18 protein-coding genes and 1 tRNA gene are annotated in these 19275 nt (G+C 57.0%); 7 read left to right on the plus strand and 12 right to left on the minus strand.

From position 1 onward, the window contains the following. Positions 1–317 precede the first annotated feature (317 nt). The 3 genes from KFE13_RS17275 to KFE13_RS17285 form a co-directional block, all read right to left on the minus strand. Positions 318–2363, minus strand: a complete 2046-nt coding sequence (locus tag KFE13_RS17275; protein ID WP_260704838.1) for a M13 family metallopeptidase — start codon at positions 2361–2363, stop codon at positions 318–320. Positions 2364–2509: 146 nt separating this feature from the next. Continuing rightward, complete coding sequence (locus tag KFE13_RS17280; protein WP_260704839.1) at positions 2510–3562, minus strand: hypothetical protein; 1053 nt, start codon at positions 3560–3562, stop codon at positions 2510–2512. Between the two features lie 126 nt (positions 3563–3688). Continuing rightward, positions 3689–4996, minus strand: coding sequence for a M24 family metallopeptidase (locus tag KFE13_RS17285; protein WP_260704840.1), 1308 nt, complete (start codon positions 4994–4996; stop codon positions 3689–3691). 80 nt (positions 4997–5076) lie between these two features. Between KFE13_RS17285 and KFE13_RS17290 the strand changes: the two genes are divergently transcribed. The 4 genes from KFE13_RS17290 (at position 5077) to KFE13_RS17305 (ending at position 7722) form a co-directional block, all read left to right on the plus strand. Then, the gene (locus KFE13_RS17290) at positions 5077–6171 is read left to right on the plus strand and encodes a purine-nucleoside phosphorylase (protein WP_260704841.1); all 1095 of its coding nucleotides are present in this window, start codon (positions 5077–5079) and stop codon (positions 6169–6171) included. Between the two features lie 99 nt (positions 6172–6270). After that, positions 6271–7287, plus strand: a complete 1017-nt coding sequence (fbp, locus tag KFE13_RS17295) for a class 1 fructose-bisphosphatase (RefSeq protein WP_260704842.1) — start codon at positions 6271–6273, stop codon at positions 7285–7287. Continuing rightward, positions 7284–7547, plus strand: a complete 264-nt coding sequence (locus tag KFE13_RS17300) for an alanyl-tRNA editing protein (RefSeq protein WP_260704843.1) — start codon at positions 7284–7286, stop codon at positions 7545–7547. The genes fbp and KFE13_RS17300 overlap by 4 nt, the downstream gene beginning before the upstream one ends. A 99-nt stretch (positions 7548–7646) precedes the next feature. Continuing rightward, positions 7647–7722 (plus strand) — tRNA-Ala (locus KFE13_RS17305). Between the two features lie 234 nt (positions 7723–7956). On the opposite strand, the gene KFE13_RS17310 is transcribed toward KFE13_RS17305, so the two are convergent. The 5 genes from KFE13_RS17310 to KFE13_RS17330 all read right to left on the minus strand — a co-directional run bounded on the left by KFE13_RS17310 (position 7957) and on the right by KFE13_RS17330 (position 11812). After that, a complete protein-coding gene (locus KFE13_RS17310) occupies positions 7957–9195 on the minus strand; it encodes an MFS transporter (RefSeq protein ID WP_260704844.1) in 1239 nt (412 codons plus the stop codon). Then, complete coding sequence (locus KFE13_RS17315) at positions 9192–9521, minus strand: hypothetical protein (protein ID WP_260704845.1); 330 nt, start codon at positions 9519–9521, stop codon at positions 9192–9194. Before KFE13_RS17315 ends, KFE13_RS17310 begins: the two co-directional genes overlap by 4 nt. Before the next feature lie 2 nt (positions 9522–9523). Next, a complete protein-coding gene (locus KFE13_RS17320; RefSeq protein WP_260704846.1) occupies positions 9524–10087 on the minus strand; it encodes a cysteine hydrolase family protein in 564 nt (187 codons plus the stop codon). Positions 10088–10143: 56 nt separating this feature from the next. Beyond that, a complete protein-coding gene (locus KFE13_RS17325; protein WP_260704847.1) occupies positions 10144–10596 on the minus strand; it encodes a MarR family winged helix-turn-helix transcriptional regulator in 453 nt (150 codons plus the stop codon). A 238-nt stretch (positions 10597–10834) separates the two neighbouring features. Next, entirely contained in the window at positions 10835–11812 is a 978-nt protein-coding gene (locus KFE13_RS17330) for an AraC family transcriptional regulator (protein ID WP_260706991.1), read from the minus strand. A 121-nt stretch (positions 11813–11933) separates the two neighbouring features. Here KFE13_RS17330 and KFE13_RS17335 point away from each other — a divergent pair, with 121 nt between their 5' ends. The 3 genes from KFE13_RS17335 to KFE13_RS17345 all read left to right on the plus strand — a co-directional run bounded on the left by KFE13_RS17335 (position 11934) and on the right by KFE13_RS17345 (position 14175). Next, a complete protein-coding gene (locus tag KFE13_RS17335; RefSeq protein WP_260704848.1) occupies positions 11934–12665 on the plus strand; it encodes an SDR family NAD(P)-dependent oxidoreductase in 732 nt (243 codons plus the stop codon). Positions 12666–12753: 88 nt separating this feature from the next. Continuing rightward, positions 12754–13488, plus strand: coding sequence for an SDR family NAD(P)-dependent oxidoreductase (locus KFE13_RS17340; RefSeq protein WP_260704849.1), 735 nt, complete (start codon positions 12754–12756; stop codon positions 13486–13488). Between the two features lie 84 nt (positions 13489–13572). After that, on the plus strand, positions 13573–14175 hold the full coding sequence (locus KFE13_RS17345; protein ID WP_260704850.1) for an NADPH-dependent F420 reductase: 603 nt from the start codon (positions 13573–13575) through the stop codon (positions 14173–14175). 1187 nt (positions 14176–15362) lie between these two features. Here KFE13_RS17345 and KFE13_RS17350 read toward each other — a convergent pair. The 4 genes from KFE13_RS17350 to KFE13_RS17365 all read right to left on the minus strand — a co-directional run bounded on the left by KFE13_RS17350 (position 15363) and on the right by KFE13_RS17365 (position 19105). Continuing rightward, a complete protein-coding gene (locus KFE13_RS17350) occupies positions 15363–15848 on the minus strand; it encodes a GNAT family N-acetyltransferase (RefSeq protein WP_260706992.1) in 486 nt (161 codons plus the stop codon). Between the two features lie 91 nt (positions 15849–15939). Continuing rightward, complete coding sequence (locus KFE13_RS17355) at positions 15940–16869, minus strand: DMT family transporter (protein ID WP_260704851.1); 930 nt, start codon at positions 16867–16869, stop codon at positions 15940–15942. Position 16870: 1 nt separating this feature from the next. After that, positions 16871–18274: a galactokinase gene (locus KFE13_RS17360; RefSeq protein WP_260704852.1), complete on the minus strand. Its 1404-nt coding sequence runs from the start codon at positions 18272–18274 to the stop codon at positions 16871–16873. 63 nt (positions 18275–18337) lie between these two features. Continuing rightward, positions 18338–19105 (minus strand): DeoR/GlpR family DNA-binding transcription regulator, encoded by a 768-nt coding sequence (locus tag KFE13_RS17365; protein WP_260704853.1) that lies wholly within the window; start codon positions 19103–19105, stop codon positions 18338–18340. Between the last annotated feature and the right edge of the window lie 170 nt (positions 19106–19275).

Raw genomic sequence — 19275 nt, forward strand, 5'->3', positions numbered from 1 at the left:
CGCCCTTCGGGCTTCACTCCGGCCTTCGGCAGAGCGGTTGCCGCTTCGCGGCGACTTGTTTTCGGCACGGCTGAAGCCGTGGCCCTTTTATTAAGGCAGAGAGAGCCAAGCCTGAAGGCTTGGCGTACCTATAGGTAATTCGAGTATTCGCTCGAATGGCCCACCCATGTCGCGATAAGGTCGCGCCATGAATGGGGCACCCGGCTGAACCAACTCTCGTGGGGAGGCAATACTCGCCGAGGACCCGATTTCGAAATGCGGGGGTTCCTCGGCTTCGCTCGGAATGACACCTTGTTGGACAGCGGGTGCTGCTGTGGTCACCAGATGCGGACTCGGTCGTTGGGGGCGAGGTAGAGTTTTTCGTTGGGTTTGACGTCGAAGGAGGTGTACCAGCCGTCGATGTTGCGGACGGTGGCGGCGCGGTACATGCCTGGCGCGTGCGGGTCGGTGAGGATCTGTTGGCGGAGTGCGTTGTCGCGGATCTTGAGGCCCCAGTTCTGTCCGAAGGCGATGAAGAACTGCTGGTCGCCGTTGTAGGAGCCTGCGGCCGGTGGTGCCGAGCCTTTGAGGGATGTGTGGTAGGCGTCGTAGGCGGCGGCGAGTCCCGCTACGTCGGCGATGTTTTCGCCGAGGGTCTGGTGGCCGTTGACGGAGACATCGGGGAAGGGTTTGTAAGCGTCGTACTGGGCGGCGAGAGCTTCGGTCGCGGTTTTGAAGTGCGCGAAGTCTTCGGGGGTCCACCAGTTGCGGACGCGTCCCTGGGAGTCGAAGGCAGCTCCTTCGGAGTCGAAGGTGTGGGAGATCTCGTGGCCGATGACGGTGCCGATGGCTCCGTAGTTAGCGGCGGCGGGAGCCTTGGGATCGAAGAACGGCGGCTCGAGGATGGCGGCAGGGAAGTTGAGGGCGTTGTGGAGTGGCAGATTGACGGCGTTGACGGTCTGCGGTTCCATGGTCCACTCTTTGCGGTCGACGGGTTGACCGATGCGGGAGATCTCGTAGCGTGTTTCAAAGATATTGCTACGCCAGAGGTTGCCGAAGATGTCGTCGGGTTTGACTTCGTAGCCTGCGTAGCTGCGCCAGTGGTCGGGGTAGCCGACGGAGACCTGGAGGGTGCCGAGTTTTTTGATGGCTTCGGCTTTGGTGGCGGGCGCCATCCAAGAGAGGTTTTCGAGGCGCTGGTGGAAGGCTACGAGTAGATTGGCGACGAGTGCCTGGGCCTGGGCTTTAGCTTCGGGGCTGAAGTACTGCTTGGCGTAGAGCTGGCCGACGGCGTCGCCGAGGAGTCCGTTGACAAAGGTGATGCCGCGGATGTCGCGCGGGCGCTGCTGAGAGACGCCGGTGAGTGTGGTGCCGACGAAGGCGAAGCGCTCGTCGGCGATGGCTTTGGGCAGGGTGGTGCCGTAGGCCTCGAGCATGTGGAAGGTGAGGAGGTCTTTCCATGCATCAATGGATTCAGACTGAACGAGCGCAGCTTCGGCGGTAAAGGCGGAGGGCTGCCAGACGATGAAGCTAGTCTGCTTGTCGAGCGAGGCGGCGCGGAAGAATTCGGGCCAGTCGAGGCCGGGGGCTTTGGCGGAGAAGTCGGCGACGGTCCAGACGTTATTGGCTTTGTGGATGTCTTCGGATTCAGCGAGGGAGACGTGCTTTTCGGCGATGGCGTGCTCGAGGGCGAGGACGCGGGTGGCGCGGGCTTCGGGCTCGGAGAGTCCGGCGAGCGAGAACATCTTTGCGATGTGGGCCTGGTACTTCGCGCGGACTTCCTTCATGTGTGGGGTGTCGGCGAGGTAGTAGTCGCGGTTCGGGAGCTGGAGTCCGCCCTGGAGGAGATATGGGGCGTAGTGGTCGGGGTCGTTGAAGCCGGGTGCGACCCAGAGGCCGAAGATGTTTGCAGTATGGAAGTTGGTGTTGTTGAGCGCGTCGACGTCGGCGCGGAGAGAGAGGCCGAGGGCGTGGGCGAGCTGCTGCGGTGTCTTGATCGCAGCGATGGCGTCGAGGTGAGGCTTGATGGGAGCGAGTCCGTGGGCCTCGATGGTGGCCTCGTCCATGTAGGAGTGGTAGAGGTCGGCGATGCGGCGGGTGTCGGTGCCGGGTGCGGCGTTGGATTTGGCGGCCTGCTCGATGAGGGCGGCGACGCGCTTGTTGCTGCGGTCAGCGAGGATGTTGAAGGTACTGAGGGCGGCACGGTCGGCGGGGAGCTCGGTGTGCGCGATCCAATTGCCGTTGGCGAAGAGGTAGAAGTCGTCGCCGGGACGGACGGCGGAGTCGATGCGGGAGAGATCGATGCCGCGAGAGGTGGTTTGTGCGGAGGCGGAGAGGGGAAGTGCGAGAGTGAGAGCGAGGAGGGTTTTAGTGGTGAGGTGCATGCGTGCTCCGATGAAGATTGTGCGATGCGCTGGCAGTGATGATGCGCACAATCCATGAGAGTACATGAAATGAAGGGTTAGAGGGGAGGAGTTGGGACGATTGAGCGCCGAGGTGTGACCGATCGCGCGCAATTTGAGTTATGAAGCTATGCAGGTTTTACCTTTTGCCACATTTGCCATACCTGACGTGCCAGTTCATCATCGTGCTTATTGCCGCTCATCAAAGCCCAGTCGGCAAAGGTGCGGACGGCCCACGTGTAGTTCACGCCTTTTGGCGTTCCATCACGGTTCTTTTCTTCACCGCCGCTGCGCGTATTGCCTGCAGACGATATGGTGCCGTCCGGTTGGACACGGCTGGATAGCCAACGCACTCCGTTCTCGAGATGCGGTTTCATCTCTGACTGGAGCTCGGGAGTTGCTACGAGCCGGTAATAGCGCAGGGCATAGCTAAGGCCAACTGCCTGGTAGTTGCTGTCGAAGCCGTCCTTTTCGGGGTTGACTCCATTGGGCAACTGGAGAGCGAGACCCTCGCGGATATATTCTTCGGACTTTTGTTGAAGCTGTCTGTCTTTCAGGACGACGGATGCTTCACCCAGTGCCGCGCCTACGAGAAACCGGCGATGCGTGAAGGGGCGATTGCGGGCCTTACCTGCGGCTTCTATGTCGGGGCGCGTCATCCACTGTGCGGTGAGGGCAAGCTTCTTTTGGATTGCGTTCAGACGTGGAGCGAACGGCTCTCCCATGGGATCTGTGCGGAGAAGGATGAGGCTATGCGCGGCGGCTTCAAGAAAAAATGAAGTGCTGTGGAAGGCATCCTGGCAGGAGAAGGAGCCATCGGGGTTTTGCTGGCGGAATCCCCACTCAAGCACTCGGATTCCGCGGTCGACCACAGTGGTGTCGTGGAAGGCGAGACCGATGGCGATGATATCGAATGCATCCCGTTGCTGCTCGATGAACCAGCTTCCGGTGTGGTTTTTATCCCACTCGATATTCACGCTGGAGTGCGCGCCGTTGGCTGCGGTGTCTCGTTCGCCCCAGGAACGATTGGCGTGGATGGTCTCGCGCAGGGTGCCCGTTGTTTCAAAGAACAGGTCTTTCTGTTCCCGATTTGAAGAGAGTTGAGCGAACGCAGGTGAAAGGAGTGACGCGAGAAGAACAAGGCCGATACATGGATGGCAAAGGATGAATTTTAGCCGCAAGAAAACCACCGATCGATTGCGATATGTGTCTGCACCATAACGAACACAGGCCTGCGCGCAATGTTGCGGCTGCGGTACGTTACCGGTTTATGAAAAATGTGTTCGGTTAGCAGGATGAAAGGGTGGTCAGGATTTGGCGAAGGGGTCTTCGAGCGAGTGGCTTTGCGGAGTGAACATGTCGCCTCCGTCGGGGGTGACGACCCAGTCGTCTTCGAGGCGGATGCCGAACTCGCCAGGGATGTAGATGCCGGGCTCGTCGGAGAAGGTCATGCCGGATTCGAGGAGAGTGTTGTTGCCACGGACGAGATAGGGCCACTCGTGGCCGTCCATGCCGATGCCGTGACCGAGGCGGTGGGTGAAGTGCTTGTAGTCGGGGCCGTAGCCGGCGTCGGTGATGACTTTGCGTGCGGCGTCGTCGACGGCATGGCAGGGGGCTCCTGCGCGGCCTGCGGCGAGTGCGGCGGACTGGGCGCGATGGACGATATCGAAGACTTGCTTCTGCTTGTCGGTGGCTTTGCCGAGGACGAAGGAGCGTGTGATATCGGACTGATAGCCTTCGACGGTGCAGCCGTCGTCGAGCATGATGATCTGGCTTTCTTTAATGACCTGTGGCTGGAGCGAGCCGTGAGGGAGAGCGGAGTATTCGCCGACCTGGCAGGAGGCTTCGCCGGGGAAGCTGGTGCGGGCGTAGGCGGCAGAGATGAGCTCGGAGACCTGGCGGTTGGTCATGCCGGGTTCGATGGACTTGAAGGTGGCCTCGTAGACCTTGAGCGTGTTGTCGTTGGCGAGACGCATGAGGGCGAGCTCGGCTGCGGATTTGACGGCGCGGCAGCCTGCGGTGATGGTGGTTCCGCTGACGGCGGTGATGGTGGGACTGGCGTGGGCGATGCCGTCGGAGAAGGCGAACTGCGTGCGTTCTTCCACACCGACGCGGCCGGTGGAGATACCAGCGTCTTTGAGTGCGCGGGCTAGCAAAGCGTAGGGATTCTCGTCTTCGTTCCAGGTGTAGATCTTTGTCGTGGAGGCTTGCGGAAGTGTGGCTGGTCGGGCGTCGATGCGCTCGCGAACACGGCCTTCTTCGAAGACGGGGCAGACGATGAAGGGGTTCCCTTTGGCGGGGAGGACCCAGGCGAAGAAGCGTTCGGACTGGCCCCAGCGGAGGCCGGTGAAGTAGTTGAGCGAGGTGCCGGTGCAGATGACGAGCGCGTCGATTTTATTTTTGGTGAGAAGCTGGCGGGCGCGTTCGATGCGCTGTTCGCGTTCTTCGAGCGTGATGGGGATGGCTTCTTTGCGTCTGCTGGCGAGGGCAGCGATGGCGGGAGGAAGTTTGATATCGGAGGGAGGTGTGGCGGTGGGGCGTTGTGCCTGAAGTTCGATGGACGGGGCTACAGCTGCTGCGGAGGCGGCGAGTAGGAAACTTCTTCTAGAGGGCATGAGGGGATTGTAATGAATCGCCGCGGGATGCGCGGATGGTGTTTCAACTTGTTTTCGGAGGGCTGCGATAGGCTACGTACATGGTGAGATGGCTTGTTGCGGTAATGATTGCCGGCTTAGTGGCGACGACCGGGCTTCGTGCGCAGGAAGAGGTGCTGCGGCCGAAGGTGGTTGTAGTGAGCTACTTTGAGGTGGGAGCAGACACGGGGGATCGTCCGGGAGAAGCGCAGTTCTGGATCGAACGTGATCATCTGGATCGAGTGATTGAAGTGCCGGGAATGACGCACGTGGTGCGAGCGAACGCGGATGGATCGGAGATTGCCGTGGTTGTGGGGCCGGGACAGATTCGGCCAGCAGTAAATTTGATGGCGCTTGGTTTCGACAACCGATTCGATCTGAGAAAAAGCTATTGGCTGATCAATGGAATCGCAGGAGTTTCGCCGGAGGATGGCTCGCTCGGCATGGCTTTCTGGACAGACTATGTGGTGAATGGAGATTTGCTGCACTTTATTGATCCGCGCGAGATGCCGAAGGAATGGGAAGACGGGTACTATGCGATCGACAAGAGCAGGCCGGAGGAGCAGCCGCGCGTGGATGCGGGGTCCGCAGAGGATGTGAGGACGTGGTCGAAGGATGCGGCGCAGATCAACTGGCGCGGCACGGTGGTGCAGATGAATCCACAGTTGCTGGATTGGGCCTATGGCCTGACGCGAGAGATGAAGCTACCGCAGACAGAGCCGATGCGGGCATTGGGTGCGCGCTATAAGGGGTTTCCGAAGGCGCAGGCGGTGCCTGGAGTAAGTGTTGGCGCGAACATTGCAACGGAGACCTTCTGGCATGGCGCGAAGATGGATGCGTGGGCTCACCGGTGGGTGAGCTATGCGACGGATGGGCGTGCGCGTATGGGAACGACATCGATGAATGACTCGGGCGCCATGGTCGCGTTGTATTCGCTGACGAAGGCGGGCCGCGCGAATTGGAACCGCGCTCTGCTGTTGAGGACAGCGAGTAACTTTGACAGGCAGCCGGATGGCATGACGGCGGAGCAGAGCGCGAACGGCGAAAAGCATGCCGCGTTTACAGGGTATGCGATGTCGTTGGAGGCCGCATATCGCGTGGGCAGTAAAGTCACGAAGGCAATTCTGGCTGGAAATGAACCTGCGTTGAATCCATAGGAGATGCGCGGTTATCGCCGGAGTGGTGAGAATCGCCTATGTTCTGATAGGTTCAAGGTCTGGATTGGCTTTAGAAAGAATTTCAGGCGGATACGACCCATGGCAATGATTACGACCGTTCAGCAGCATATTCTGCAGCAGCAACAGGCGCTTTTGAAGTCGACCGGACGCGAGGCGACGGGAACGTTCAGTTGGCTGCTGAGCGGTATTACGCTTGCGACGAAGATGATTGAGGCAAAGATTCGTTCGGCTGCGCTAAGCGATGTGCTGGGTGCTGCCGGCGCGGAGAATGTGCAGGGAGAGCAGCAGCAGAAGCTGGACGTATATGCCAATCAGGCTATGCTGCACTGTCTCGGTCTGCGCGATAGTGTTGCGGCCCTGGTGAGCGAAGAAGATGAGCAGCCGGTGACGTTCAACCGCGATGCGGAGACAGGGAAGTACATCCTTGTTTTTGATCCGCTGGATGGGTCCAGCAATATTGACGTGAATGTGAATGTAGGGACGATTTTCAGTGTGTTGCGGCGATTGCCCGCTGAGCTGGGAACACTGGAGGAGTCGATTCTGCAACCGGGGTTCAGGCAGGTTGCCGCGGGATACGTCGTATACGGACCTTCGACGGTCTTGGTTTATACGACGGGCAATGGCGTGCACGGATTCACGCTTGATCCTACGATTGGCGCGTTTGTACTGAGCAACGAGCGGATGATGATGCCGGAGCAGGGAAGCTACTATTCGGTGAACGAGGCGAATGCTGCGGGATGGCCGGAGGAGTACCGGCGCTATGTCACGATGTTGCGTGAAGGTGGTTTGGGGAAGACGTATAGCTCGCGCTATATCGGTAGTCTGGTGGCGGACTTTCATCGAACGCTTTTGAAGGGTGGCGTGTTTTTGTATCCTCCGACGGAGAAGCAGGCGAAGGGCAAGTTGAGACTGCTGTATGAGGCGAATCCGTTGGCATTTATCGCTGAGCAGGCAGGAGGCGCGGCGACGAATGGCGCGGGGAGAATTCTGGAGATCAAGCCAGAAGGAATACATCAGCGCACGCCCTTCTGTGTAGGCAGCAAGCGCGAGATGGAAGCTTTGACGGGGATGTTGACAGGGGCATTGGCAAATTGAGCTTTTCAGCGGTAGTTGTCGACATACTGGAAGAGAGCCGTGTCGCTGGACTTCAGCGATGGCAGATTCTGTTGGACCATACGGAGTTTGGTGTTGGCGATACGGGCGAGCTTGAGGCTGTGGCGAAGAGTGGTGCCCGGTTGGTGATTCCTGTACTTGAGGTCGTGCGCGATGGGAGCCAGATGTGGCATCTGGTAGAGAAGCCGATTACCGTGGGTACGGTGATCCGTGCAGAGGTCTCAGGCGCGGGAGAAGAATAGGCAGCAGAGGTTTGAGGCGAAACAGTCTTCCTGATACACTCGCTAGAGTGATTTCGATGCGATGTGCCGGGGTGGCGGTCGCGAGTTCGAAGCATGTTTGGGGCTGTAGCTCAGTTGGGAGAGCGCCTCGTTCGCAACGAGGAGGTCAGCGGTTCGATCCCGCTCAGCTCCACCAAAGAATTCATCTCTTACAGTAAAATCCGAGGTCAATTTAGAGGCCAGAAAGTGATTGGGTCCAATCACGGTCGGTTTCTCCCTGCACCTACATCTCGCGGCTTGGCCTTCGCTCGTCGGCTGCGCTCGACTGGCGACTATGGTGTTTATCGGGCGACTCGAATGCAACCATTGACGATGCGCTGACTTTCTCATGATTCATCAAATGAGATCAATGATCGGCATCAACTTACACTCATCGAGCCAAATCGGCATCGTTAAGTCCGGTTCGCCGCGTCAGAACATATATCGCAACCAGGGCAGCGGCAAACCCCGATGACGCGCCTACCCCCAGTGCCCACCGGGGACCGAAACGGTTTGCCACCCACCCCACGATCGGAGCTCCTATCGGCGTACCTCCTAGCGCGACGGCGAGCCGAAGGGCCATGACCCGGCCTCGCATGGCAGGCTCCGTCGTGAGCTGCATCATGCTGTTGGTTGCGTTGGTGAGTGTCAGGGCCGCAACACCAATGACCATCAGAGCCGCGGCGAACCACCAGTAACCGGGGGCCAGCGCAGCGAGAGTGCATCCAATCCCGAAGACTGTTGAGCCGACAAATAACGACCCGAACTTCGGCTTGTCGCGACCTGCGGCAAGCAGCGCTCCGGAGATGGTGCCAATCGCCATGATGGAGGATAGAAGTCCGAAGCCGCGCGCATCGGTATGGAAGACGTTGACAGCCATTGTCGAAGTAAAGATCGGGAAGTTAAGCCCGAAGGTCCCAATTAGAAACAGCATGACCAGGATGGCCCGGAGATCCTGGCGGCTCCAGACATAGCGGAATCCTTCCAGAAATCCTCCGGCGGTATGGCGAGCTCTCATGTTCGGATACAGTTCGGACACGCGGAACAGCGACATCGAAATCAAAACTGCAGCGAATGATATGCCGTTGATCGCAAACGCCCAACCAGTTCCCACCTTCGCAATGACCAGACCAGCAATTGCGGGGCCGACCATACGGCCGGCATTGAATGATGTCGAATTGAGCGCGACTGCATTATGCAGATGGTCGTCACCCACCAGCTCGGCCACGAACGTCTGGCGCACGGGAGCATCCAATGCAGCCGCCGAGCCAAACAACAATGCAAATACGTAGACCTGCCAAAGACGGATGTTCCCCATGATCGTAAGGATTCCCAAAGCCAGCGCCAACACTCCCATCGTCGCTTGGGTCACCATCAGGAGCTTGCGTTGGTTGAGATGATCTGCAGCAAATCCGGTCCAGGGCAACAAAAGAAGCTGTGGTGCAAACTGCAGCGCCATGACGATTCCCATAGCGGAGGCATCATGATGAGTGAGCTGCGTAAGGACGAGCCAGTCCTGAGCAACACGTTGCATCCATGTACCGATATTGGAAACCAGAGCACCCGCTGACCACACCCGAAAATTAAAGATGCTCAAAGCGCGGAAAGCACCCGCCACCGGATTCTTCATGAACGCTCCGGCGCGTTGCCCCCATGAAACTGGCCGAAATGCCGCGCTGAGAACAAGCTGATCAGTAGTACGCCAGCCGCTAGAGCAAGGACGTCTCTTGTCGATCTGATATCAAAGTTGCCAACGCGTACTACGAGAAGGTAGGCGGCCACGGTGTTGAAGAAGCTCCATACAACGTTCACCGTAGATGAGGAGAGTCCCTGGCCTGGAGGCTTCGCGAAAGGGCTCTGAAAAGGCCGTCCCATGATGCCGCTGACAAGATGGGGAACGGCGTTGGCCAGGAACATTCCTCCGAAAAAATACGATGCAAGATAAAGCCAGTTCATGGTTATGCGCTCCTAGTCGCCAGTAGGTTAAGGATGTCCTGGGTTGAGCCCGTTTCCCCGAGACGGGGAAAGACGCTCGCAAGGCTGTATTCGTGCGCTTCGGGACGCGCATCGGTCATGGCGTCGAGGGCAAGCGTGACGTTGAAGCCTGCTTCATACGCTTGGCGAGCCGTTGCTTCGACGCCAGTACCAGTGGCCACTCCTGTGATAACAACCTGCGTTACCCCGATGGCCTTCAGTTGCGCCTCTAGATCCGTACTCGCTAACGCGCCCCATGTGCGCTTCGTTACTACGATATCGCTGGCTTGGCGATCCAGCTCCGGAATCAGATCACTGAACCCTTCGGTGAGCGTCGAGAAACGGCGCGGCTGCTCCGTCCGGCCAGTTGCGCCTCCAGCAACATTGACCAGAACGACCGGGAGATCACGTTGACGAAAAGCATCAAGCAAAGCGCAGGTTCGCTCAATGACTCCGGCGATCGGATGGATAAACGGTGCATTGATAAGGCCTTTCTGAAGATCAACGACAATAAGAGCGGTCTTCGGATCAAGCGTTGTAAGGGGCATTCGGTTCTTCTCCTCGACAGGATTGAATGAGAGTTGAGTGGCCATACTTGAAGGCATCAATCTTCGATGAGGCGTGCGAGCAGATTGACGGCAACAGCAAGCTTTTCCTGTTCCTGGGTGGAAAGCTTCTTTTGGATTGTTGTTGTGAGCCAATCCTGTCTTGCGGCACGGCCGTCACGGAGCAATTTCTGGCATTTCCGGGAGAGCGACATCAAGGTCTGCCGTCTATCGTTCGGGTCTGGCGAGCCGCTCACCAATCCGGCTTCCAGCAACGATGTGATGATGGCGCTCATCGACTGAGGACGCATGCCCTCAGCTCGGGCGAGTGTCGATACGGCTGCAGGACCGTCATTCTCAATGCGAAGCAGAACGGAGACTTGCGAAGGCGTCAAATCGTTCTGTCCACCCTGTTCGCGCAGCTTCCTCTTGAGTTTGCCAAAGACTGCCCGAAGCTCTGCCGCAAGTGCGGAGGACCGTTCGACTTGAGAAGAACTTACCCGATCATTCATGAAACAAGTATGGCATATATGCAGTTTATCTGTACAGGTAAACTGCATACAATAAACATGCCTGCTGTCTGATACTACGAATCAGTCGGTCACCACGAAGGGGTATCTCAAAGAGGAATGCGGTCCTGTGCGTCACCGTTTTTCGATGAGCGCGAAATCGCCAATGTACTCATCTACACCGATTCCTAACGATAGATCGGCTTATCGTCTGCAACGGCCAACCGACGAGAAGTGCGTTTTACAGGGACCGATCGAGGCCTGCCTCTCTACGCTTGAGGTATTCCCCAGGATTTGCTCCAACCACTCGCTTGAACGCCTTACTGAAGGCGGCATCAGATTCGTAACCGACAGCCCGAGCCACGTCGATGAGCTTCTTGTCACGCTTCTCGAGTAAGTGCATCGCCTTTTGCATACGCCACTCGGTCACATATTCCAGCGGTGTCTGTCCGAGCAGTTCCTTGAATCGCACTGCAAACAGGGAGCGGGACACGCCCGCCGCTTCCGATAGGGATTCGACCGTCCATGGCGCACCGACATGATCGTGAAACGCAGTCAATGCAGTGCCGATTTGAGGATCGAAAACAGCACGAAGCCAACCACGGTTGCGTTCCGGTTCTGATGCGATGTATGCCCGGAGTATCTGGATAAACAGAACCTCCGCCAGTCGACTGGCGACGACCCCAGATCCCGGCGCCTGTTCTGCCATCTCCGAGGCCAGCGCCTGCATGGTTGTGTGAAGTGCAAGCGTGCGTGCCTGATCGGCCTTGATCAGAATGAACTTCGGCAAGAACTGAGTGATCGGCTTAAGACCGCCGCGATCAAAGCTCAAGGACCCACAGACGATGGTCGTCGGCGCGCCACCTTCTCCACAATGAGTGATATTGCCGTTGGCGCCGGCACCGATCTCGCGGAAAGTCCACCGCGGACGTGTTCGAGGGCTATCGCGCATGACGATTGAAGTACCCGGAGCAAGCAGGAAACAGTCGCCACCAGTGAGGGGAATTGGCTCTGAAATCCCTTCCACGCTGAGCCAGCAGTTGCCACGCGAAAGCATGGCGAAGTGCGCCGCATCTATGGTGGTCTTTTTGCCGGAAAGCGTGACGGTTTCTTCGGTCTGATTTTCCTGCCTTACACCCCAAGGAGCCGTTGCTTCGAGCCTGTGGAGGCCGAAGGCATTGACGTGCATTGTACGGAATATGTCTGTTATCGGATCCAACATTGCCTCTCTGTTCTGGACGAATAGACAAAATTCTTGGACGTCCGAGCAGTTCTCATCCACCGCGACGGCTATCTACTCTCCTGTAATGGATGCTACACACATTCGGAAGGAGTCATTTATGGGAAAGCTGGAAGGTAAAGTTGCGGTCATCACGGGCGGATCGAGCGGCCTCGCGCTGGCTAGCGCCAAACGGTTCGTCGAAGAGGGCGCCTATGTCTTCATCACGGGCCGCAGACAAGATGCGCTCGATGATGCCGTCAAACTGATCGGCCGGAACGTAACCGGCGTGCGGGGCGACGCGGCGAATCTCGACGACCTCGATCATCTGTTCGACACGGTCAAGCGCGAAAAAGGCAAGATCGACATCCTGTTCGCGAGCGCAGGCAAGGGCAAACCCGCCGTGTTAGGCGAGATCACGGAACAGCATTTCGATAGTGAGTTCGGCCTTATCGTGCGAGGAACGCTCTTCACAGCTCAGAAGGCGCTGCCGCTGATCAACGATGGCGGGTCGGTCATCATGACCGGATCCGTAGCTTCATTGAAAGGCTTCCCTGGCTTTGGTGTGTATGCGGCGAGCAAGGCCGCATTGCGCTCGTTTGCACGCACGTGGCTTAACGAATTGAAGGGCAGAAATATTCGGGTGAATGTGCTGAGCCCGGGTCAGGTCGACACGCCGGACTCCCAGCGACTCGACAAGGCAACGAGGGAGATGTTCGAGTCGCTGATTCCTCGCGGAAAGATGGGCCGTCCTGAGGAGATTGCAGCGGCAGCACTATTTCTTGCTTCCGATGATTCGAGCTACGTGAATGGAATGGATTTCGCTGTCGACGGCGGCTTCTCGGCTATCTGAGTTTGCCTGTTCGACAGAGGAGGCTGATCTCCGGCCATCACCAATGCCTTTTTGCACTGAAGATCACACATCGATCAAAGGAAAAATCATGGGAAAGCTTGAAGGAAAAGTTGCAGTCATCACGGGCGGATCGAGCGGCATGGCGTTGGCGAGCGCCAAGCGGTTCGTGGAAGAAGGGGCTTATGCGTTCATCACAGGTCGCCGGCAAGAGCAGCTCGATGAAGCCGTCAAGGCGATAGGGCGGAACGTAACCGGCGTGCGCGGAGACGCAGCCAAACTTGACGATCTGGACCGCCTATTCGAGACGGTGAAGCGCGAGAAAGGCAAGATCGACATCCTCTTTGCGAGCGCCGGCAAGGGGGAGCCGCTGCCGCTAGGCCAGATCACCGAGGCGCACTTCGATGCGGCATTCGACCTGAACGTGCGTGGCACACTGTTCACCGTTCAGAAAGCGTTGCCGCTGCTCAGCGATGGTGGATCGATCATCATGACCGGATCCAATGCTTCGGCGAAGGGCTTCCCGGGTTTCGGCGTGTACGCCGCGAGCAAGCTGGCGTTGCGCTCCTTCGCACGCACCTGGGTCAACGAACTGAAAGGTAGAAATATTCGAGTGAACCTGCTGGTGCCGGGGGCTGTCACCTCGCCGATGCAGGAAGAAGTTCTCACCAAGGAAGCGCGGGAGTTCTTCGAGTCGCTCATTCCGCGCGGCAAGATGGGCCAACCTGACGAAATCGCCACGGTTGCATTGTTCCTTGCTTCCGACGACTCCAGTTACGTGAACGGGGTGGAGTTGTTCGTCGATGGCGGCATGACGACCGTCTGATCCGGCGCCCGTTGAGTGAGGTCACTACGCACTCAACGGGCGCCGGATCAGCGCAGTGCAACTGCAATAGATATTGGAGAACTTATGAGCTACGCAATTGTTGGATTCGGCAAGATAGGTCAGGCCCTCGCCCACGCGTTCGCCCGTAAAAACATCAACGTGACCGTCGCGAGTCGTAGGCGACCCGAAGAGCTGGCCCCGCAGGCTCGGGCGATCGGTCCCACTGTCGTTGCTGGGTCGCTGCAGGAGGCACTCAAGGCCGACACCATCTTTCTGGCAGTCCCGTTCGGCGAACATCGGAGTGTTGCGCAGGTGCTGCCGAGCTGGAATGGTAAAACGATCATCGACGCGATGAACTCGTCTCCTATCCCGCCTGAGGAACTCGACGGTCTTCCGTCGTCCGCCTTCTTGGCGAAGTCATTTACTGCTGCCAAGCTGGTAAAGGGCTTCAACCACCTGGGCGCGGCCAAGCTGGCTACCGACCCGATCGTAGAAGGTGGCCATCGCGTCGTCTTTCTTTCGAGCGACGACGAAGACGCAGTCGCTCCCGTGGCAGACCTGGCCAAACAACTCGGGTTCGCACCCGTCAATCTGGGAAAGCTGAACGAGGGTGGATGGCTGGTGCACGCACGCGGGCGCTCTTGGGGCCATCTCATATTCCAGGATGTGTTTAAGAAGCAGCAATAATTGGTTTGTAGCCGTGTAATTCAGGCCGAGAAGGATGGGACCGAAACGTTCCATGCAATCGGACGCACTTGACAAGAAAAGGAAAGATGCGAGGTTCTCATTGGGAACGTTCGGTGTATTATAAGCCCTTCAACCATTCGGATTTGCGTAGATACTGCGTTAGGGAGAAGCGGAACCAAGAAACGGCGGTGATCTACCAATAGACGGCGGCCACAACTTGCGGCGCATAATCCACCGATAGTGCGTGATGGAATCGGATCACGAGTTGCAAATTTTTCTGTGGCCAATCATTTGGCGCTTCTTTGAGAAGATTGTTGAGCGATTCAGATGATAACAGTGCAACTCCACTAGCTCCTTTAAGGAGTCTTCATTCCCTCGATAAAACGCTTCGACGATGTGACGTAAAAATGCCTGAGAGCATTGGCTTCTCCAAACTCCTCGCTGGACAGAATTGCCTCAATTTCTTCGAGTACGTCAGTTGGAACGAGCGTTTCCTCTGAATAAACTTTAGGTAGATTCCGTACTACAGTCGACATGCCAACCTCTGGCTGCTTTTACCCATTACCGTAATAAAACTAGCATTCTCCGAAACCGGCTAAGTTTGCGGCCAGCAGAGTCAAGGAGAAGCTGCCTGATGAGCTTATTCCTACATTATGAAAACTGTCGCTACCGGAATTCATGAGCAAGAGACGAAATGAGCGGAATGCCTTTGATGAAAATTCGGTGACAAGCCGACGTTAGAGGTGTTCCCAATACGGTATTTGACCGTGCGAGTATTGGCTCTAGTACATCTTTTCTACTAGTCCGTCCACTTCTTTGGGCAATGCTGCCACTCTGCTGCAGTATCCCGCCATTCAGGTTACAGGCTGCAATAAGATATCGGCCACCTTTGCCTATCTGTTCACCCCTAGCCACACCGCACAGTTCCAGTGGACAGAGAGTAATCAGCGCTCTCGGTTTACGGTTTTTGTGTCACGAGATCCTCGGCTCATCCAATTGACCAGTAGAGCGATCTTTGAGAAGGGCTGGCATCGCTCATTCTTTCGACATTCATACCTGGAACATTCCAAGTGTCTTAGAAGTTCGCTCATAACTCAAAAGAAGAACACACGACCAATACGGGACCGCCGAAGTGGCGAAACGCCTTCCGTTCAAATGTTGATTTGAAGTCGCGCCAGAAACGCTGTCTAGCCACTAATAATGTCTATGATCGAACCCCCTTCTAGCTGAGGAGAGAGGGTTTTACCTAGAGGGCGTTCCATGTAGCGTTCGGGCTGCAGAAGGGGAGCGAAGCCAAGGGGCTTGTAGAATGTTTGGGCATCGTGGGTAAGCAGCGATATTCGACGCAGACCTTGCAACTCGGGGTGTTCAAGAACGCATTGGATTAGCCATGAGCCGAGTCCCTGTCCTCGAAACTCCTCGAGGATGTAAACGTCGCAAAGATAGGCGTACGTAGTGTAATCGGTAATCACTCGAGCAAGCCCAATCTGGACGTGATTCTCTAACAAGCTGAAGCACAGGGAGTGGCGCAGGGCTTTTTTTAGTTTGCTCAGGGGAAGGCCGTAGGACCAGGGAGCATTGTTGAGAAAGCTTTGAATTGCAGTAAGGTCCAATGCATTTTGGTCGGTAAGGATGTGAAAAGTCCCTCGGCTCCATTGCATAGCTTCTCGCACGGTGATCAACCCAGCTCCTTCCAATTGCGAGTTGATTCTAGCGTCGCGCCATGATTGCTGTGTGAAAAAATCACAGAATGTGAGGCTGCACCTAGACCGCATAGTCGTTGCGGAGGACGACGCACATTCCGAGGAGGACTACTCCGAAACCAAGGAAGGCTTGTGAGGAGATTCGCTCTCCGAGCATGACCACAGCTAAAAAGACGCCAAAGATGGGGACCAGATAGAGAGAGGCGGAAGCCACGACAATATTGACGTAGCGAAGGGCATGAAGGAATAACAGCATGGAGATGCCGTACATAAAGATGGCCAGAAAGGTAAAAGCAGCCCATTGACGAGGCATGAGAGTGCTGAAGTCGTGGAGACAGTGGGGATCGAGCGTGATAAGCAGAGGGATGCTGAAGATGGCTGCGGCGAGGTAGCTGAAGAAGAGGATGTCTACCTCGGAGAAATCGGTGAGGAGGCGTTTGGAATAAACGTTATAGAAGGCCGACCCCAGACAGCCGCAGGTAATGAGAAGGTTGCCGGTAAGGCCTCGTACGAGGCTGATACCGGTGGTGGACCAGTGCATGGGGGAGAGAAGGACGACGCCGGAGAGACCGAGGAGGAGCGCACCGATGCGTAGGAGAGTCAATCGCTCGCGCAGGAAAAGAGAGGCAAAGAGAACGCTCAAGATGGGGATGAGGAGGTTGAGGATCGCTCCGTTAGCTGCAAGTGAACGCGAGATTCCAAGCGTCATTCCAGCCTGAGCGACGAGTTGGCCTCCCACTCCGGTGATAAGGAACTGATTGCGATGACGCCACGCGGCACTGAGTTTGCCGCGATGGCTTTGACGTCTTATCAGGACGAAGGGGACGAGGAGAAGCGTGACGAGATAGAGCGGGAGAAGAGCAATCGCGATGGGAGTCATCTCGCCGTTGAGTATTTTGATCGCCACTCCCTGTCCCGCCCAAAGCAGATTGGCAAGGATGAGAAGAGCGACGGCGCGGATCGACTGAAGACGCGAATTGGCTCCCTGCATGTCAGCTTGCCTGTACGACGGATCGATGGAGGTTCGTGGGGCAAAATATATCTGCTCCGGCGGAGCTGCCTTCAAAGACGTGTGGTGTCGCACCGTGGCGGCGAGTAAACTCCCCGACGATTGATCTCAGGGCATAGGCGCCGTCTGGAGTGCCAAAGACTGCGACGGTTCCACCGGCTCCTCCCCCAGTCATCTTGGCTCCATGAAGTCCGCTGCCAGGGCCGCCCTGACGGACCATCTCGACAAGCTCGTCACAACGATCAGAGCCAAGCCCGCACTCCCGATAGGCATGATGGGACTGGTAGAGGAGCTCGCCGAGCCGGGGTAGTTCTGTTGGGCGTTCTCGAATGATAGAGGCGAACTGACGAATGCGCTCGTTTTCTTCGATGGCATATCTCGCAGCGGCTCGGACTGGGTAGTCGAGATTTTCTTTGACGGTAGTGAAAGGGTCAGCGTGATGGGTGTGGGCCTGGAGGAAGGCCGCTCCGGAGAGTGTTTCGGGAAGATATGCGGCGTATTCCGCGCGGAAGATAGAGGGCTCGATATTGGAAAGGTATCCGTTCCAGAGAGAGTCTTTCCAGCGGGGTATACCACTGGAGGTATCGAGAGCAAACGGGAGTTTGAGCTGATCGCAGAGCAAGGTGTATGCGATGAAGGCTGCGGCACGGGCCCGCTCGTATTCGGTGCCGATGGTTGAGCGGGGCGCCATCGAGTCGACCCCCCAGATACGAACTCCTGGCGGCAGGGGGAGGGGAGGATAGATCTGGAGCGGCTGGCAGAGGATAGGGAGCAAGGTATCCTGCTGGCCAAACACAATGGCTGCCTGATCCATAATTCCGCAGGCAGCTTGAGCGATCTCGTTTTCGACCCATTGGCCGGCCACGGCTAATTCGGCTCCTGTGAGAGGTGTTCCGCAGGCGATGGAGGCGGCCTTGAGGACGGCGATTTCGAGTGCTGCGGAGGAGCTGACACCTTTGTTGGGAGGGAGGTTGGAGTGAATAAAGATATCCGCTCCATGATGGGTGAATCCAAGCCCTCTTTGCTGGAGGAGATGAAGTCCGCCGACCACGTAAGCAGTCCATCGCGTGGCTTCGGAGCGATGACAAAGTTCACGGAGAGAGCTGGCGTGGTTGAGATCGTCGGGGCTTAACTCAAACTCCGGCTGCCAGCCGAACAGGGCTGCCTGGGGGTTATGGAGGCGGATGCGATGGTCCTGCCGGAGTTGGACTGCGACCCAGGTAGCCTCACGGATAGTGCTTTGAAGAACGAAGCCACCGGTATAGTCGACATTGCCTCCCATGAGATCGAGGCGCCCAGGGGCCCGCGCGACGATCAACTTGCGCGCGCAATCAAAGAAAGTCTGCTCGGCCAGATGGTCGGCGAACTCGAGCTCGTTTGGAGTCATGGGCAAGGAAAGATGGTGGTTTGCCGATAACTCTACATACCGGATTGAAAGAGAAGATGAATTTCAGGGGGCATTAACGATCTGGACGGTGGTTTTCTGGCGGAGCCTGGTGAGATCGTCAGGTTTGATGCCGTTATCGGTGAGGATGAGGTCACACTCTTCGATGCCGCAGAGGCGATAGGTGGCCTCGATACCAATTTTGCTGCTGTCGACTACGAGGACACGTTGTTTGCCGGAGTGCAGGAGCTCGCGCTGAGCGTCGGGATCGTGGACCATGACACCACGGGTAAGAGAGACAGCGGCGGCTCCGAAGATGACATGATCGGCACAGATGGAGGAGAGATATTCTCCGACGGCGTGGCCGACTAGGTCATGACTGCTGGCGCGATAGACCCCGCCGGTCAACTCGACGCGAACCGAGTCGGCGGAGGCGAGCTCTTCAAGCGCGGCGAGAGAGAAGGTGAAGACTGTGATGTTCTGGCGGGCGCGCAACTGGCGGGCGACGTAGAGGGTTGTGGTGCCGGAGTCGAGTACGACGGATTCTCCATCGCGAACAAGAGCAGCCGCGGCTTCTCCAATGTTGCTTTTGGTGGGAGACATCTTCTGGAGGCGTTCTACAAATGTGCGCTCCATGCCGCGCCAGCGTTCGATGCGAACGCCTCCTGGGATACGGATCACCTGTCCGGTTTCGGCTAATTTCTGGATGTCACGCCGGATCGTCATCTCGGATACGGCGAATTTTTCAGCGATCTCCCCGATGGAGGCAGTCGTGTGCTCCTTGAGGAGTTGCAGGATCTCATTTATTCGAGAGTGCTCGGTTGTATCGGGCATGAAAGTGATCTTTAACGTTACGAAATAACATCGGCTACTTCAGGGAAATATTAGCAAAACATTTGTTTTCCTCGCTAAATAGTTATTTATCTATGGAGTGTGGTCGTTAGAAGTCCAAGTCATCACTCTTATTTGTTAAAAATGAACTATTTGGCGTGATATTTTTGTTC

It is taken from the genome of Edaphobacter flagellatus (assembly GCF_025264665.1).
Classification (GTDB): domain Bacteria; phylum Acidobacteriota; class Terriglobia; order Terriglobales; family Acidobacteriaceae; genus Edaphobacter; species Edaphobacter flagellatus.